Source organism: Legionella drancourtii LLAP12 (assembly GCF_000162755.2).
Classification (GTDB): domain Bacteria; phylum Pseudomonadota; class Gammaproteobacteria; order Legionellales; family Legionellaceae; genus Legionella; species Legionella drancourtii.
Genome location: NZ_JH413793.1, coordinates 131,529 through 149,460 on the forward strand (window position 1 = coordinate 131,529; position 17,932 = coordinate 149,460).

The window sequence follows — 17,932 nt, forward strand, 5'->3', positions numbered from 1 at the left end:
ATATCGCTATTGGCTTTAAATTGGCTGAAAAATAAGTTATGGGTAATTGAAAGATTCGCCGAACGCATACAACTCAACTGCCTTAAGTTTAAACTCTCTTGTATAACTGTTGTTACTCATACTCCTCATTAAAAGTAAAACAAGGTGTCTTGGAAATCGGGGGAAGATCACCCCAATGAGCGTATCTTTTGTTATCAATCACCTCTTGTCTAAATAAGGAATTTTGACTCATAAAACACCGCAATCCCTAATTGTAAAAGTGATGATGAAATGATAAATAATTGAACTAAAGCAAAAGCTATCAAATACATATTGTAATTTTCATATTATGCGTTTATGTCTTGTATCAAGCCATTTTTCCCAAGCACCAACGTTATGAGATCCAAAATCTTTACCACTAATTTTCTTTAATAAAGCATAAGCCATGTCATGATTATTCGGTTGCTTTAATCGTAATAAAGAAACGAGTTGTTTTTTACCCTCTCGAATGATTAACTCCTTTAGATGAAGTTACATTTGCAGCGCTCAAAAGAACTAATAAAGATTTATTTCTATCCGTATCAAACGGTGAGTCCAGAAGGTTTAAAAATGGCAATACATCAATGTTGTATATCTTAGCTTTATACATTGTTGTCCCTATTACTCGCATTGCACTATTTCTCACGCCATCATCAGAATCCATTACGTGCTTAGTTAATAAAGAAATAATTTCATGGGGGTCATTTAAAAAACCTAGTAAAAAAATGGCAGCTGTTCTTCTTTCTGGGCTAGGATCATTATTCATTGTTTTAATAAGTAGTTCTTTTTCCTGACTTACACTCTGAATAAATAACTTAAATGAATCTTTTAATTTAGGATGATTAAAACCAAACAAACAATGGTAAACTGGACATTCAGGTTCTTTCTTATTTAGTTGGTTTTTTAGAAACATCATCATTGCACTATCGTTAAATATAACCATTTTATCAACAAGATCCGGCTTTAATTTTGCCGTATAATCAGTTGTGTTTTTTATAGGAATGAACTGAAGCCGTTCTTTATCATTTTGACTAACCACCTCAATGGTTGTATATTTATTTTTATTGTCTGGATAAGTTACTGTATTAAATTGCACATAAGCAAAACCATATTGTTTTTGAATTTTTTTAACCAATTGAGTTTTCTTAGGAATCATTACATTCTTGATATAATGATCGTTGCCACCATTAGATATTTTAATAAGTTCTTTTAAATGTTGCGTTTCAAGTTCACTGATCTGAAAACCATAATTTTTAATTAAATCTTCCGATATTCTGATATCAGCGCCATACACATCTAAAACATTTGCCGCATTTAAGTTTATTGAAAAAACACTAAGTAATATCAAAAATTTAATTCTTCCCACAAAAATCCCCTATTTACAATGATTCGGCGCACCGTTTAGGTAAACATGACGTTGCATATTTTGTTTATAAATTTCATGCATTTTTGTTCTATATTTTTCAAGTGAATGAACATAATGAAATTCACAAACATATCCAAGATTTTTATTTCAGAATTTAATTCTTCAAGCCACAAAAACTGCCCTTGTTCGTTAACCTCAAGAAAAATGTACTCATTATCATGAGTTACAATAAAATCTAAAGAACCGAGTTATTGTCAAATCTGGTGTATGCCCATTAGGCGGCCACTCTGTCTGACAGTTCACTAATTTGTACTCCATCTACAAACTTCACATTATTAATAACTCAAGTTAATAGGCTAAACCCTCTGATTTTAATCCAGCGTTTTTGAGCCACCTCCATCAGTTTAAAGACCATTGCTAATGTGGTGTCTCTAGACCCACAGTTTCTGGATTTATGAGTTCTCAAGCGCACTGTAGAAAAGGCTGATTCAATAGGATTAGTCGTCCGTATGTGAATCCAATGCTCCGCTGGAAAATCATAAAAAGCCAGCAACTCCTCTTTGTCTTTAGCTAAGCACTCCATCGCCTTGGGGTATTTAGCACTGTAGAGCGCGATTGTATTATCAAACGCCTTATAGGCATCTTCTCGTTTCTCAGCCATCCAAATTTCATGCAGGGAAGCTTTCACCTTAGGTTGCATTGATTTAGGGAGCTTGTTTAGCACATTAGCTGTCTTATGCACCCAACACCGCTGATGTTGTGTTTCTAGATAAATCTTGCTAAGCGCTGCCCAGAAACCTAAAGCCCCATCTCCAATTGCTAATTTGGGTGCCGTGGGAAGGCCTCGTTGGCGCAAGCTTAGGAGTACCTCTTCCCAGCTCGCCGCAGGCTCTCTATAACCGTCACAAACAGCAACAAGCTCTTTCAATCCACTCTCCGTAACACCAATAATTACCAGGAGACACAATTTATCATCCATACGAACTTTGCTATAAATGCCGTCTGCCCACCAATAAACATAGCGTTTATCACTTAAATCTTGGCGCTGCCAGGCTTGGTGCTCGTCAAGCCATTTCTCCTTTAAGCGAAACACTGTATTGGCTGATAAACCACGTGCACTCTCACCAACTAATGCCGATAAGGCTTCAGTATAATCACCTGTCGATAACCCCTTTAAATACAAGCAGGGAATCAGCTCTTCCATGCTCTTGGAGCGTCTCAAATAAGGGGGTAATAAGTGGCTGCTAAAATGAATCCCTGAGCCACTGCGATCCCTTACTTTGGGAACTTGAACCTCTACTTCTCCTATACCTGTCTGTATGTCGCGAGAAGGTAGATAACCATTCCTGACTACTGCTGGGCGACCATCCAGTAAACGTACCTCAGAATAGGTTGACAGCATCTCCGATAACTCCGCTTCTACTGCTTTCCTGGCTCCCTGCCTCAACACCTCTGTTAATGGGTCTTCCAGGTGCTTCTCGGTCACTGGTGCCGACGCAAGCTTTAGATTACAATCCTTCATGGCGTATCTCCTTTGTTGATTTGTGTTCCGACAAGAACAATCAACAGAATACGCCACCTATTTTAGTTTGTCATACACCACTTTCGACTATAACTCCTCTTTTTGCATACTCCCTGTCTTCCAATTGAAATGGATGAAACAATTCATCCTCCAAATAAATAACTCTATTTAATAGACAATGTGTTTCATTCGAATATTTAAGACGATTAGATTCATACCAACGTATCACCGCTTGGTTATCATTTAACTCATCCCTAATGTCATACTCATTCAATAATTCAGCGACGAATATCAAATCCACTATTGAATCAAGTGAATCATTTTCTCGAATCCATTTTGTAATTGCCTCATTTCGAGAAGATGAGGCAATAAGCAATTTCTTATTAGACATATTAAAATCTATAATCAATTTCATTATTTTGATGACTATTCATCGTATTTAAACCAAGATCATGCCCGTCCTTGTGACAATCTTTACTACCCTCCTTGCCATCACTGTACATACCAAAAAATATGTCGATAACGCTATCCTTTTCAAAACTCATCTTAATTCGCCATTACTTATTAATTACTTCGCCACCAATGACACTGCCGCCAATTTTTGAACCACCACTGACGTAGACTTTTCCATGACCATCATCAAAAACAATATCGCCACCTACTTCAGAATTGTTATCTAAAAAAACTTCTTGCTTGAGGTCATCAATATGACGAATATTTAAATTGCCATTCGCTTTAGAATTAACAAATCGAGTTGAACTGGAGTAAATATCTAATGAGCTTTCAAATTTGGCAGAGGATGCTTTTAAACTTCCCTTAATTTCAGCCCCGGAACTAACAGTACACTGCATCAATGAAACGCTACCATTTACATTTAATGAAGAAAAACTTGCATCATCAGCGGTTAGCATCCCATTTATCACGGTTGCTCCCTCAATTGTTGTGCCGTTTACAGAAACCATTCCGTTACCAGCTAAGCTTTTTACTGTGCCTTTTCCGCAAGTGATACTGCCTGGTGTTTCCTTGCATACTTCCGCATTAGCCATTGATACGGCTCCTACCATCATCACAGCAGAAGCTATTTTTTTTAGACTCATTTTTTTCTCCTTGTTTTTAAAACCTATTTAATAAAGCATCTAAATCAAAAATATGTTCACAGTGTTGCGCATTGATAAATTTCTTTTGGGGAATATGTGACTCTAGAGCGGCTTTTTCTTTGACCTCTTCTAATGATGTTTGGCTAATTAACATAACATCAGTTATGGAGAAGCTATTTCTTATCCAGAACTGATGTTAATATATTTTTACTGATTTGCAACCAACCGTTAATGGCTCGGGGGGAGTAAAGATAAGAGTTCCTCAGAATGCTCTTCATTTTTCACTCTGCGACCAAATATTCCCATAGAATGCAAAGCTTCATTTTTCTTAACTGTTGCAACTTTTGCATTTTCAGAAGTATTGAATAGCGAATGTGACCAATAATTCTTTTGCGTTGCTTGCTCCACTACTTGTTTGACAATTTCCGGAGCTTTTTGTTCTGGTAAAGGTAACGTACTGTATACCTCAGCTGATTGTTCTTTTACATTTGATAACCCTTTATAAGCCATTATGTTGATGCCTAACATGCTTAATTGGGACAGACATAACATAAAAGAACTCAGTAGCGTTTCAACAACTGCAGACGTATCAACGGGTATAATTAACGAAACCAGCTGCGTAATACCCAGAATAATTGCTAATGGAGGGGTCACTTCATATAGCTTTTTTAGAACCACTAATGATGCAAGCAAATTACTAACAGCTAAAATGTCTGCGAGCACGAGCAGCAGGGTGATGCTTGAGCTAAGTGATAAAAGAATTGAAAGCCCTGCCACTGCAGCAATACCCAAACCAACTGTAAGGATACCAACAGTAACTACTGAAATATTAAAATATTCTGCAATCGGCCTAATAATATGGTTTATGGGATTTGCTAAATAAAAGAGTCCTCTCGTCAATAATGGCAAGGATAATAGCACCAGCAATGGTGCCTCGGGTAACAGCAGGAGAGGAATAATAAAGATCGCCATTAATACAGCAACTTTTCCTAAAAAAGGAAAAATGCGATACCAGTTAGAGGATAGACTGCTTACGTCATCAAGAATAGACTTAAAAAGTTTCCTAATAAAATATAAGGGTATTGTAGTCAGCAGGTTGTATGTCCCGGAAACAATGAGACAAAGCCATTTTAAGGGGGAAAGAAGCTTGCGAACCGCAAGAATAGGCCACAGATTTCCAAGAGCAATTGCTTCACGATAGGTAATATCATCCAAATTTTCTTCAGCAAATAATTGAATAACTAATTTATTCCAATCCTGATAGAGAATATTAAATAAAGAGGGGGCATTACTTACTTGATAAAATGCTTCATCTCGTCTTTGGCAAATTTCAGAACGATGCTTATTTAACCAAATAATAAATTGCAAAAAGGACTCATTTTCTTTAACAAATTTCCTTTTATCTTCATTTGAAGACAATGATATATAGGTAAAAGATATTTTTTCAAAATAATTATCTATCTGTTCTTCTATTCTAAAATCAATGCAATCTAAAGGGATTTGATAACCGAATGGGGCAATCCCATCCAAAATGCTCGGCTTGATTTCATCAGCACTAATTAACTTATTATAAGCTTCTGTCACCGCTAAAAATTTTTTTGTTAATTCAGGATCATTATTGTTTCTATCAGGATGATACTTTAAAGAAAGCTTTTTTTTCTGTTTGCTTATTTCCTTGAACATTTCTTCTTTGTCTAACTTAGATAAATCAATTATCTCACTCCAGGAAAATTCGGCTCTACCCCAAATAAGGGGGCACTTTAATCAAGTTAGTCTAAACTAACTTATTGATTTCGCGATCAAAATGGAGATTAAAGTGCCCAAGCATAATCTTATCTTAAATTTACCTGGTTTTACCATACAAAAAGTGAGTGGCTATCAACCTCTTATATTAGATATTTCCTACCATAGGCTACCTCGTTGTGCTCATTGCCAGAGCAAAGCGGTGCGAAAGAAGTCTTCTTATATACGTACGGTTGCTCATGAGTTAATTGGCCATCGCCGCAGTCTTTTGCGTTTCAAGGCTTATAAGCTTTACTGCAATACGTGTAAGCGCTACGGTAATCAACAATTTCCTGGCATTAATAAGCATCAGCGTTCCACCTGGCGTTTACAAGCCGCTGTATTTCATGACCATACTCGTGGCATTTCTCAAAAAGACCTTGCCCAACAATTTAATAAAGGAAAAGCCACCATTGAACGTTGGTATCATCGCCATTATCAGGAGCAAGCAAGAGAGCTCATGAACACACCATGTCCCGTGGTGCTTGGTATCGACGAACATTTTTTTAGTCGAAAGCAGGGATTTGCCACAACGCTCTGTGACCTTAAAAAGCATAAGATTTTTGACATCGTTAAAGGGCGAAGCGAAGCAGATCTTTCCAGTTATCTGGCTTCACTGGTAGGAAAGGAACGGGTTAAAGTGGTCTGTATGGATTTAAGTAGCACTTACCGCTCCATTGTAAAAAAACATTTTCCCAATGCAAAAATAGTAGCAGATCGCTTTCATGTCATTCGTTTACTTCAACATCAATGCATGATGACCTACCGTGAACTATCGAGAAAAATCAAAAGTAATCGGGGTATATTGGCTTTACTGCGTACACGACCCGATAGATTGACTCCTCAACGAAAACTCAAGCGGGATGCATTCCTCGAAGACAATCCAGCTATAAACGCTATATATCAGTTCCAGCAACGCATTCATAAACTGCTCTTACACAAATCGATGAACAAAGATTGGTGTGAAAAAAAAGATTCCCCAGTTTTTAAGTATGCTGGATGAACTGAAAAATAGTCCATTTAAAGCTCTGGCATCGCTTGGAAAAACATTCTGTCAATGGAAAGAAGAGATCGTGCGTATGTGGCGTTTTAGAAAGTCTAATGGCATTACAGAAGGGTTTCATAGAAAAATGAAATTGATACAAAGAAGAGCTTATGGCTTTCGTAATTTTGAAAATTATAGAACTCGTGTTAGGGTGCTCTGTTGTTAACTGGTGAGTGCCCCCGTAATTGGGAAAGACCCGAAAATTCTAATTTGATTAAATGACGACTCTGTGCCTCTGTAAGTTGCATACCTCTCCCCAAAAAAAGAAAAAAATGATCTGTAATCAAAAATTATTTTACCGATTAAGCGAAAGCAGCCATTACCAAACTTAGCATCACCGAGCTAAGTTCAATAATTGCTCCCGCCCGTGCTTTGGGGGCAATCGATTAGACAGAAAATATGATCAAAATGTTAACATGAAATTAAGGATTTACACAATTATCAAATTGTTAGGAAAATACAGGAGCCACGTATACGAGTAGATTTGACAATAACAATAGACCAGAGACTTTAAAGAGCCCTAGGTATTAGTAACATCATTATCTTATTTCGAATTAAAGAAGTGAACACCGTAAGTGATTTTGTTCAAGCTCTTCAAGATAAAATTTCTAAAAAGTCACAAGAAAATCTATCTACTTAAATGAATACCCACTTGTTAAAGATGAGCATGCAATTGCTTCACCACAATCACCCGCTTTGTAATGAATGGTTATACTAATTTTTAAGAAGATAGCCATTATTGGCGTGTTTAAAAAACAAGCAACAACTTTGGTTTTTCCCCTGCCTGTGTTATAAATTCGCCCGGAGTTAGCCAATAGTTGCTGGAACTCATTTTCCCTAATTTTACATTTAAAGAGACAAAATTATGCCTTTCAATCACACAAAATTAGAAAAACGCTTAAGCGATTGCGATGAAAAATTAAGCGCTCTATTTAATGATGTAGAAATAAGCGACGCCATTAAAAAACACATACAAGAAGTACAGACTTACTATAATCTATCCTACACCAAAGCCCAAAAAGGCAAGACCGCAGAAGCCATTGTAACAACTTATGAAGAATATGTAATTCACTTGGAAAATGTAAAAAATGGTACCTATTGGTATACAACCGGGCGATATACCTATGAAGAAACACTAAAGTCTTTCAATGATGCTAAAGCGGCAATGGACTATGCCAATGACTCTAGAACGATTGACGCGGTGAAGCATAATCTTGCCAACATATGCGCATTAATGTTCTGGGCCTCCACAGCCCTTGCCCTTTATGCCTCAGTTTATCTGATTGCTCTACCCATGCTCATTGTCCAAACTGCTTTAGGCATAGCAATGGGAATAACCATAGGCGGTTTCTTCCTCAAATCAGCAGCAAACTGCATTGAATGCTTTACTGGATTTAAAGGGTTTGGACGTCATTCAGCTGAATATGAGCATGAAAACCAGCTACTTAATTTTTTATTCAAACCAGCACAAACAAAATCAACACCAAAACCAGAAGCACAACCAGATCAACAAGATATAAGTACAGAGATCCCCTGCCTTTAGTATTTGCCATTAATTAAACAGTTAGGCCATCAGACAATCAGTTCTGATGGTCTGAATCAACAATAACGCCATGCCAAGTACCAAGCCTGCATTGCGAAATTTAACCAGATGTTTAATAATGATAAAATCGCTTAACTAGGGAGTGAATATGTCACTCAATTTAACTAAAACACAAATCATTTACAGTGCCTTAATCACTTGCTTACTAAGTAGTTGCGCTCATCCTCCTTATAATAATTTTAAGCCACCCCATCCTATTGCCCGCGGAGCAACTATTGGTGCCACGATGGGAACTGCGATTGGAGCCGCAACGACGGGAACACTACCTGGTGCTTTAGCAGGTACCGCCATTGGTGGTGTTATTGGCGCGGTAGTGAACACCGGTACAAATCCAAAGGGCCGGATTATTAGAACATTACAAAGATGCGATATCCAATTCATCCAGTATGGCGATACCATGACATTAAACATACCGACAGATAAGTATTTTATGTTTGAAAGTCCTCGCCTTAATGAAATAAATTATAAAGGCTTACAAAATATCATTGCCTTATTAAGACTATATCCCGAGAGTCATGTTTATGTCGCAGGGTTTACTGATAATGTTGGAACGGAAGACCATAAAAAGCGCTTATCGCAAGCACAGGCAGAAAGTATGATGACTTACTTATGGGCTAATGGCATTCAGGCGCAAAGGCTCAAACCAGAAGGCTATGGTGATAAAAATACCGTCGCCGATAATGCACTCATCCATGGCAGTGCAATGAACCGACGCATTGAAATTCAATGGTTCATTGGCAGAGCACCTAAGTGCTGTTTTGCTAAAGCACGTCCTATAAATTACGCAATGAAGTAAGGTGTACTAATGCATTCCAGATTTATCGGCGGAATTCTTTTAATTGTAGGCACATCTATCGGTGGGGGCATGCTTGCCCTGCCCGTAGCCAATGCCGCAACCGGTTTTTGGCAATCTTCCATTTTTTTGTTTCTCTGTTGGGTGTTCATGACTTTAGGTGCGTTTTTCATCCTTGAAGCCAATCTTTATTTACCCAAAGGCAAAAATATGGTGTCCATGGCGACCGCCACTTTAGGTAAATATGGTTTGCTGATCGCCTGGATAAGTTATTTATTTTTACTCTATACCCTGCTTTCCGCCTATATTTCCGGGGGCACCGATGTACTAAACAGTTTACTCTTTAAGGTGGGACTGCACTTAAGCGATTGGCAGGCAAGTTTCTTATTTACCTTACTCTTCGGCCTTATTGTTTATGGCGGTATTCGCTATGTAGATTATGCAAACCGTGGCTTGATGTTTGGTAAATTGGCTGTTTATTGTTTATTGATTGTGCTTATCGCGCCCCATATTGATGTACATCATTTTCAGCATGGTAATGCACGTTACATTAGCAGCTCCATCATGATCTTAATCACCTCATTTGGATTTGCCATTATTGTGCCCAATCTTAGAGATTATTTTGATGATGACATTAAGCTCCTGAAAAAAGTTATTTTTATTGGCTCGCTCATTCCTTTATTCTGCTATTTGGCTTGGGATGCCGTCATTATGGGTGCGATTCCCGCGGAAGGAAGCCAAAATCTCGAAAGCCTAATGCACAATCCACATACGACCAGTGCCTTAGCGATCTTATTATCCAATAAGGTACAAAGCTCGACGATTAACGCGCTCTTTAATTTTTTCACCTCAATTTGCATGCTTACCGCGTTTTTGGGCGTATCCTTATGCTTGTATAGTTTTTTAGCTGATGGGTTAAAATTACGTGCGCACGGTGGCCATGGCATTGGCTTATTTTTATTAACATTTGCCCCACCATTACTGATTGTTATTTATTACCCAGGTGCATACCTGCACGCTCTTAGCTACGCGGGTATATTTTGCATCATCTTGCTACTACTTTTACCGGCACTTATGTGTTATTTTGGCAGAAAACATCACCAATCTGTCTTTATTGTTCCAGGTGGCAAAATAACCCAGATCGCGGTGATGCTTGTTTCTCTTGGACTTTTAGTGCATGAGTTTTGGAGATTGTTGGGATTATAAATTCAAGAATAAATCTTTGCGCGCTTCCGGCAAAAGGATTTACCGCACAATAAAACATTCTAAACTTGAGCATTATAGGCCTTAACATTGACTTTAACCGAGAAATAAAGTAGCATATTGCTCTATATTTGTACTATTTCGGATTATATCACATGACCAATTCAAAACTAATTGGTGGGATACTCCTTATTGTTGGCACCTCAATAGGTGGAGGAATGCTTGCGCTGCCAGTATCTACCGCGGAAGTAGGCTTTAGTAATTCCATTTTTTTTCTTTTTTTCTGCTGGTTAGTCATGACTGCTGGCGCTCTGTTGATCCTAGAAGTTAATTTACGTCTTCCGGCAGGCAGCAACATGATCTCTATGGCTAAATCTACGTTGGGTTTACCTGGACAAATTATAGCCTGGATAACTTATCTGTTTTTATTGTATACCCTACTGTCCGCTTATATTTCCGGCGGTAGTGATGTATTTAATAGTTTATTACATAAAGCAAATATTAATTTGCCAAATAGTGTTACCTCAATTCTCTTCACTATTTTATTCAGTCTGGTCGTTTACAAAGGCATACGCTCTGTAGATTATGTAAATCGCGGCTTAATGTTTGGTAAATTAGGTGTCTATATTTTATTAGTAGCCATTATTAGCCCACATGCCTCGCCGGCAGGCTTAACCGGTGGTTCAGCACGCGCATTTACTGGCACCTTGATGATCTTGATCACCTCCTTTGGCTATGCAACCATCATCCCAAGTTTAAGAGACTATTTTGGCGAAGATGCACGTTCTTTAAGACGCGTGATTTTACTTGGCTCACTTATTCCCTTAGTCTGCTATATCGTTTGGGATGCGGTGATTATGGGTGTGGTAGCTCGTGAGGGGCAAAATGGGTTAATGGCATTAATGAATTCAGAACATGCCACCAGTGGTTTAACGGAGGCCTTAAGTCAATCAGTACAAAGTCAATGGATTAGTGGCTTTTTTGGCTTTTTTACCTCCATCTGTATGCTGACTGCCTTTCTTGGTGTTTCTTTAGGCTTATTTGATTTTCTGGCCGATGGCTTAAAACTACAAAAATCAGGCATCCAAGGAAAATACACCTTAGCCCTTACCTTTCTGCCCCCATTAGCAGTGGTTCTCTTTTATCCAGGAATTTATTTAAATGCCTTAAGTTATGCTGGGGTTTGTTGTGTGATTTTATTATTACTCTTACCTTCGTTCATGGCATGGAAAGGAAGAAAAACGTGCGTACTCGCAAGAGAAAGCCACTTAGTACCTGGAGGCAATTCTAGCTTGGCATTAATTGCTTTAATTGCAACAGGCTTACTCATTATCGCGATTATGAGTTAATGGAGCACGAAGCAACGTTTGAGAGAATTGATTGTAGTACTTGAAACGTACCGGTCACCCTGCATCCGCCCTTATGCCGAGACGCTAAGAGATTAACCTCCTTGTCTATCCTCGATCCGTTCGGGCTGAGGAAGCGTTTTAGTGCCACCTCGAAGCCTTGCTAGTCTTTGGCACAAGGTTCCATGCCTCTTTTATACTGAACGGCTCTGGATGGCATTTAGGGGCTACTAAGTCATCGTCCTCTGCCCATCTAGAGACGACAATAATTAGTCATAAATTTTAACCTGAAGTTCCCGAGAAGAGCTTTTCCAGGCTCTTTTCATAATTTCAGTGTTAAATGAAATACCAAACACACCGTGCTTATCCAAAGAGATAACCCCCATCTCACCTTGCAATATTTTATTACGCTCAAAAATAACGTAATCACAGGCTTCTTGCAAACCCATCTTCGCCTCGACCATCATCGAAATGGTATGACCAACTACTTCGCGAATTAAATACTCCCCTTCTCCAGTTCCGGATACAGCACAGGTAGTATTATTGGCGTAACATCCAGCACCAATAATACAACTGTCCCCAATTCGTCCTGGCAGGCAATTGCTAAGTCCTCCGGTTGATGTTCCGGCAGCAAGATTTCCCTTACTGTCTAAGGCTACAGCGCCTACCGTGCCTTTCATTTTTTTATTCTGAATATCTTCCATGGTTTCCATTTGATGCAGTCGTTTGTATTCGGCAAACTGATGCTCGGTTATAAAATAAGATTCTGGCTCCATAGCCATTTCATATCTTTGGGCGCATTCTAAAGCGCCATAGCCGGAAAGAAACACATGTTTTGTTTTTTCCATCACCAACCGCGCCAAAGCAATGGGGTTTTTCACGAAACGAACCATAGACACAGCACCTGCCTGTAAATTGCTACCATCCATGAGCGAGGCATCCATCTCCACCTCACCATGAGAATTTAGAGCAGAACCTTTGCCCGCATTAAATAAGGCATTATCTTCAAGACATATAACTGCTTCTTGTACTGCATCTAAGGCAGAGCCACCTTTCTCCAGGACCGCATATCCCTTTGTAGTCGCTGCGGCTAATCCCTGTTCTGCTTCTTTTTGATGTTGTTGCAAAAAAGGACTATCTTCACTAGCACCACCATGTACCGCAATTGCAATGTTCTTCATGCTCGTCTTCCATCACCTATTATTTTATTTTTTTACCGGAATCGCTGGATTAGCAAGAACTCGTTTGGAAATTGAAAATTGGCACCCTTTTATCAAGAGATGAACTTTCAAATTCTCGACAAAAACAGGATCGCCCTCTTCTACTTCTGTGATATTGGTTTGATCGATATTACGTCCATCGATAATAACGACCATGCCTGAACCATAACATTCGGCATCAGTACCATTGCGGATAACTAAGGCCGTATCCTCCCCTAAACCAACACCTAATTGCTCAGGATTCATAATAATGGCATGGGCAAGACGACTAAAACGCCCTCGCCGAATAAAATGAGTATCAATAATGCATGATTGTAAAATACCCAATCCAGAACAGGTTAATAAGTTACGATAAATTAAGGCTTCTGAGAGACCACCGCCCATAATCATTACCGAAGACATCACCATGGCCCCGGCACTGGTTCCCGCAATAATGAAATCACTGTCTTTAAAATAACGTTCTTTAATAATATCAACAATAGGGGTTCCACCTAAGATCGTCGACAAGCGAAACTGATCGCCACCAGTAAAAAAAATAGCGCCCGCATTTTCAGCACGATTTAAGTACTCCATGCTCCGTGCCTCATTTCTTTTCTTAATAGGCAAAAATCCTATATTGTTATACCCCATATTATTAAAAACTTTTTGGTAAACTTTTTTTACCTCGCTTTGTATTTCTGAGCCGGTAGTAATAATCTCAATTTTCTTATTTGAAGGCGGTAATAATTCACTTAAAATTTCATAATGAGTATACTCTTCATCCTGTTCCACACATTCTGGCAGTGCGACTCCCTTATCTTCTGCTCCACCAATAATGAGTAATTTAGCTTTGGGTGTCATTATAAACCTCGTTAACTCGATTAAATTGCTTTACTTTTTTCTTCAGATAATTCGTTATTCCAAATACATCTTCAACAGCACAAAAAACAAAGGTATCGGCATTTGCTCGTGCTAAAACGCTTTCAATAGCAGCAAATTCATCAGAAATAATATTAACCTCAGGCGTTAATCCCGAGCGAGCAATGCCTGCGCGTAAATGCTTTGTTATGTCATTATTGCTTCGTCCGCGACCATCTTTATCATGACGGATAATAATTTCATCAAACATCGATGCGGAGTAATATCCTAATTTTTCGATGTCTTCATCACGCCGATCACCTGCGACCCCAATAATTCCTATTTTGGTATCGCATTCAATCGTATCCAGATAGTTTTTTATTTCACAAAAAGCACCTTCATTGTGTGCATAATCGATCATGACATCGCATTTAGGGAATTTAAAAAGATTCATTCTTCCGGGAAGATTTTCGGGGGTAGGATAAAAATTAAGCAATGCTTCTTTTATTTTATCTATAGAAAAATTGCTGATAAATCCAGCCAATACTGCAGGTAATACATTAAGAATCATGCACGTTGCAGCTCCCTGAAAACTAATAGGGATTTCATTTATTTTTGCTATATGATGACGCCGAGCTCCTTGCTGAATCACGACATATCCTTTGTCAATATATGCAGTCAGGCCACCTAAATTACAATGTTTGCGTATCCGAGGGCTTTCAAACATACTAAATAAAGCAATATTACACTGTAAATCATGTCTTAAATTATAAGTTAAATTATCATCGGCATTTAAAATGGCATAACCGGTTTTTTTAGTACTCCGCGCAACAACCGCTTTTACTTCTGCCATCTCTTCAAGAGTGTGAATATCACCTAGTCCTAAATGATCTACGGTAATATTGGTAATGATGCTGATATCACATTCATCAAAACCTAATCCTGAACGCAAAATTCCGCCGCGAGCACATTCTAATACAGCAAAATCAACTTCTGGAGCGTGTAAAACTACTTCCGCACTTCCTGGGCCACTGCAATCCCCACGGCAAATCATGTTATTATTGATATAAATGCCTTCAGTCGTCGTAGTGCCGGTGGTGTAATTTACCTGGCGGGCCAGATGCGAAATCAAACGCACTACGGTTGTTTTCCCATTAGTACCAGTCACCGCCACAATGGGAATACGTGCAGCAACACCAAAAGGATAAAGCATATTCAGTATTGGTTCTGCTACATTCCGTGCTTTCCCCTCATTAGGTGCTAAATGCATTCTTAATCCAGGACCGGCATTTACTTCGATAATTGCCCCATGATTCTCATTAAGTGGTAAACGAATGTCTTTGGCAATGACATCTATACCACAAATATCTAAATTAACGAGTCTGGCGGCGCGCTCGGCAAGAAATACATTAAATGGATGAACTTCATCGGTTACATCCATGGCCGTCCCCCCCGCACTTAAATTGGCCGTTTCTTTTAAATATAAAACCTGTCCTTTTGCCAATACACTTGCCAGATTTAAATTATTTTGCCTTAGAATAGAAAAAGTGGATTCATCAATTTTTATGGTAGTTAATACTTTTTCATGGCCTTCACCACGATTAGGATCTTCATTCGCGTACTTAATTAATTGCTCAATCGTAGATACACCATCACCAAGGATCATTGCTGGTGTGCGTTTGGCAACAGCAACTACTTTATAATTAATGACTAAGAAGCGATAATCATCACCACTAACAAAGCGCTCAACAACCAAATCTTGCGAAATTTTTTGCGCTAATTCAAAACCCAAAAAAGCTTTCTGCGCACTGGTAATATTTGTAGTGACACCTTTTCCATGATTTCCATTGAGCGGTTTAATAACCAATGGAAAACCCAGTTTGGCAATAGCAGCGTCTAATTCTTCTTTAGTTTTGACAGTCAATCCTTTAGGAGTAGGGATAAAATGAGTACTAAGAACTTGCTTGGTTAGCTCTTTATTCGCGGCAATATCAACACCAATGTTGCTTGTTTTAGAAGAAACAGCCGCCCAGATTTTCTTTTGATTACGACCATATCCTAAGGTAATTAATGAGCTGTTCTCAGCGCGTGCATACGGTATTTTTCTCTTTTTTGCTTCATCAACAATAGCTTGCGTGCTGGGCCCCAGACCTTCTTGCTTACAAATCGTTTTTAAATGTGCAATATCCTCATGCAAAGGATAATCCCTGCCCTCAGCCAACGCCGTAATCAAATTGACCGCCGCTTTCCCTGCGTACAAACCCGCATTAACCAATTGATAAGCAAAAATCACATGGTATACCCCATGCTCATTAGTTCCATAGGTTCTACCGAAACCGCAGTCCATGCCAGCTAGACATTGTAATTCTAAAGCAACATGCTCGATGACATGCCCTAACCAAGTACCTTCCTCAAGTCGTATTTGCAATCCACCTTCAACCCCTTCAGAACAGCGATGACGGTATAAACTAGGAAGATAATTCATCAAGCGCTGATTAAAATCACCTAAAAGGTTAGTAGGCAACTCCTCATAGATTTCCAGGTCAAGTTTCATTACGATCAATTCTTTTCTATAGTTTGACCAATAATTAGGACCTTTTAATACTTGAGTTTTTAAAATTCTCATTATCATTCCTTTGATTTATCATGATGAAATTAATAAAAAAGCCAATTTAGCTTAGGTAAAAAAATCCCGTTCTTCAATTAAGCGTCAACAAATAATTTGTCTTATTTGAGATAATAACCAAAAATAAATCAAATTTTAAACACCAAGGTCAACAGCCCCTATAATTCAGTGCTTCTTTAAAGTTTAGACTTTATTTAAGCTTTGTGTAATCAATTCTTAATGGATTATTCTTAAATTCTACGCATGCCAGCACGCGCATCTGATTGCTAAATTTTAGAGGTTAAGCGCATATTTTAGAGGGATGTTTACAATTTACTACTTACCTGCCGCTCGTATCAAGAGGCAGGCTATTTCTATTAAGTTGCGTAATTTTATTACCCTTTAGAAGATTAAAAACAGCGTATTTTCATCACCGTAACAGGATGTCCTTTAAAATTATCGGTAGCAATGATATTCCATCCTAATGACTGATAATATTGAGGAATTGTTAGATCAAAAGCAAAAAGATAAAGCGCTGAAAAACCCCATTTTTTTGCCTCTTGTTTCACAACCTCAATAAGCTGACGAGCGATTCCTTGTTTACGATAATTTTCGTTGACAGCAAGTGAACCCAACCATGGTGTTAGATCGGGACGAATGCCATCATTTTCCCGCAAACTACACATCCCCACAGCGTTACCTTCATGAAGAGCAACATAAGTTAGCGGCATCTTATCGACGTTAGCATGCTCGCTAAATCGCCGCTCAGCCTCTGCAACAGACACCTCAGGCAACCAAATCCGCCCTAATCCTTCATGCCACATTTGCGCCAAATCAGGAAGAGTATGTAATTGATTTTTAAGTAAATCTATTTTTATCATCAGGAAGTTCCCTTATTTATGCAACATAGACCTCATTTGCATCATGTGCTATTTCTTCAATTTGATAACTTTGAATCAAAGCAGGATTATCTGGTGACAACGCGAAACTTATTTTTAAATCCGCATTTTCACCTTTCATAATAAAATACCCACGCAACTGGTTCTCAGGAGTTAATGCGCCAATCGCCAGTATCTTACCGGCTTTTGCAAAAAGCGCTTGGGTTTCTTTTTTTAATGAATTTTCTGAAGAATCAAGGAAAAAATTCGCAGCAAAAAGACCACTTGCTGGCGCTGCCTGCCAATTCGGCAATAACTTGATTAACTGCTCTTTGCGCATTTGCAAAATCGCGGAGGGCGGCAATTGTCTTGGTTTTAAATGGGCTTTATTTATGAGTGTATTGATGACCTTAAGATTAATTGCCTCAGCCACAGCGTAGGTATTGTTGGCAAACAAAACCGTACCAATACCATATTCTGGCATAATAACCCAATTACTACCAAAACCAGGCAAACCACCACTATGCCCAATGTAGACTTGTTCATGGCAATCACGTAACCATCTTAAGCCATAACCATAAGCACTGATGGTTGCACATCTTTGTGCATCTAATTTA

The 17,932-nt window shown here is 38.6% G+C and carries 14 protein-coding genes and 3 pseudogenes; 5 read left to right on the top strand and 12 right to left on the bottom strand.

Going from position 1 to position 17,932, the window contains the following annotated elements; genetic code table 11:
* Window positions 1–475: 475 nt before the first annotated feature.
* From LDG_RS00555 to LDG_RS00575, 7 genes and pseudogenes are all read right to left on the bottom strand, one after another.
* A complete protein-coding gene (locus LDG_RS00555; RefSeq protein ID WP_006869115.1) occupies window positions 476–1,384 on the bottom strand; it encodes a HEAT repeat domain-containing protein in 909 nt (302 codons plus the stop codon).
* A 274-nt stretch (window positions 1,385–1,658) separates the two neighbouring features.
* A pseudogene (locus LDG_RS00560) lies at window positions 1,659–2,906 on the bottom strand (IS256 family transposase).
* Window positions 2,907–2,976: 70 nt separating this feature from the next.
* Window positions 2,977–3,297 carry a hypothetical protein gene (locus LDG_RS00565; protein ID WP_006869118.1) on the bottom strand — a complete coding sequence of 107 codons (321 nt, stop codon included), beginning with the start codon at window positions 3,295–3,297 and terminating at the stop codon, window positions 2,977–2,979.
* 1 nt (window position 3,298) lies between these two features.
* The gene (locus tag LDG_RS19950; protein WP_006869119.1) at window positions 3,299–3,451 is read right to left on the bottom strand and encodes a hypothetical protein; all 153 of its coding nucleotides are present in this window, start codon (window positions 3,449–3,451) and stop codon (window positions 3,299–3,301) included.
* Window positions 3,452–3,463: 12 nt separating this feature from the next.
* Complete coding sequence (locus LDG_RS00570; protein ID WP_006869120.1) at window positions 3,464–4,003, bottom strand: hypothetical protein; 540 nt, start codon at window positions 4,001–4,003, stop codon at window positions 3,464–3,466.
* Between the two features lie 16 nt (window positions 4,004–4,019).
* Window positions 4,020–4,157 carry a hypothetical protein gene (locus LDG_RS19470; protein WP_006869121.1) on the bottom strand — a complete coding sequence of 46 codons (138 nt, stop codon included), beginning with the start codon at window positions 4,155–4,157 and terminating at the stop codon, window positions 4,020–4,022.
* A gap of 74 nt (window positions 4,158–4,231) precedes the next feature.
* Window positions 4,232–5,686 carry a DnaJ domain-containing protein gene (locus LDG_RS00575; RefSeq protein ID WP_006869122.1) on the bottom strand — a complete coding sequence of 485 codons (1,455 nt, stop codon included), beginning with the start codon at window positions 5,684–5,686 and terminating at the stop codon, window positions 4,232–4,234.
* Between the two features lie 133 nt (window positions 5,687–5,819).
* On the opposite strand from LDG_RS00575, the pseudogene LDG_RS00580 reads away from it, so the two are divergent.
* The 5 genes and pseudogenes from LDG_RS00580 (at window position 5,820) to LDG_RS00600 (ending at window position 11,778) form a co-directional block, all read left to right on the top strand.
* Window positions 5,820–6,996, top strand: a pseudogene (locus LDG_RS00580) (ISL3 family transposase).
* A gap of 699 nt (window positions 6,997–7,695) precedes the next feature.
* Window positions 7,696–8,373, top strand: coding sequence for a DUF5638 domain-containing protein (locus LDG_RS00585; protein WP_006869125.1), 678 nt, complete (start codon window positions 7,696–7,698; stop codon window positions 8,371–8,373).
* 148 nt (window positions 8,374–8,521) lie between these two features.
* Window positions 8,522–9,229: a C-OmpA-like family protein CmpA gene (gene cmpA / locus LDG_RS00590; protein WP_006869126.1), complete on the top strand. Its 708-nt coding sequence runs from the start codon at window positions 8,522–8,524 to the stop codon at window positions 9,227–9,229.
* Window positions 9,230–9,238: 9 nt separating this feature from the next.
* Window positions 9,239–10,432 carry an amino acid permease gene (locus tag LDG_RS00595; protein WP_006869127.1) on the top strand — a complete coding sequence of 398 codons (1,194 nt, stop codon included), beginning with the start codon at window positions 9,239–9,241 and terminating at the stop codon, window positions 10,430–10,432.
* Window positions 10,433–10,584: 152 nt separating this feature from the next.
* Window positions 10,585–11,778 carry an amino acid permease gene (locus LDG_RS00600; RefSeq protein ID WP_006869129.1) on the top strand — a complete coding sequence of 398 codons (1,194 nt, stop codon included), beginning with the start codon at window positions 10,585–10,587 and terminating at the stop codon, window positions 11,776–11,778.
* A 266-nt stretch (window positions 11,779–12,044) separates the two neighbouring features.
* On the opposite strand, the gene LDG_RS00605 is transcribed toward LDG_RS00600, so the two are convergent.
* From LDG_RS00605 to LDG_RS00625, 5 genes and pseudogenes are all read right to left on the bottom strand, one after another.
* On the bottom strand, window positions 12,045–12,956 hold the full coding sequence (locus LDG_RS00605; protein WP_006869130.1) for an isoaspartyl peptidase/L-asparaginase family protein: 912 nt from the start codon (window positions 12,954–12,956) through the stop codon (window positions 12,045–12,047).
* Window positions 12,957–12,980: 24 nt separating this feature from the next.
* Entirely contained in the window at window positions 12,981–13,835 is an 855-nt protein-coding gene (locus LDG_RS00610) for a cyanophycinase (RefSeq protein ID WP_006869131.1), read from the bottom strand.
* Window positions 13,819–16,458: a cyanophycin synthetase gene (gene cphA, locus LDG_RS00615; protein ID WP_006869132.1), complete on the bottom strand. Its 2,640-nt coding sequence runs from the start codon at window positions 16,456–16,458 to the stop codon at window positions 13,819–13,821. The genes LDG_RS00610 and cphA overlap by 17 nt, the downstream gene beginning before the upstream one ends.
* Window positions 16,459–16,847: 389 nt before the next feature.
* Window positions 16,848–17,318: a GNAT family N-acetyltransferase gene (locus LDG_RS00620; RefSeq protein ID WP_006869133.1), complete on the bottom strand. Its 471-nt coding sequence runs from the start codon at window positions 17,316–17,318 to the stop codon at window positions 16,848–16,850.
* A gap of 16 nt (window positions 17,319–17,334) precedes the next feature.
* Window positions 17,335–17,932 (bottom strand): annotated as a pseudogene (locus LDG_RS00625) (serine hydrolase domain-containing protein); the annotation flags it as partial.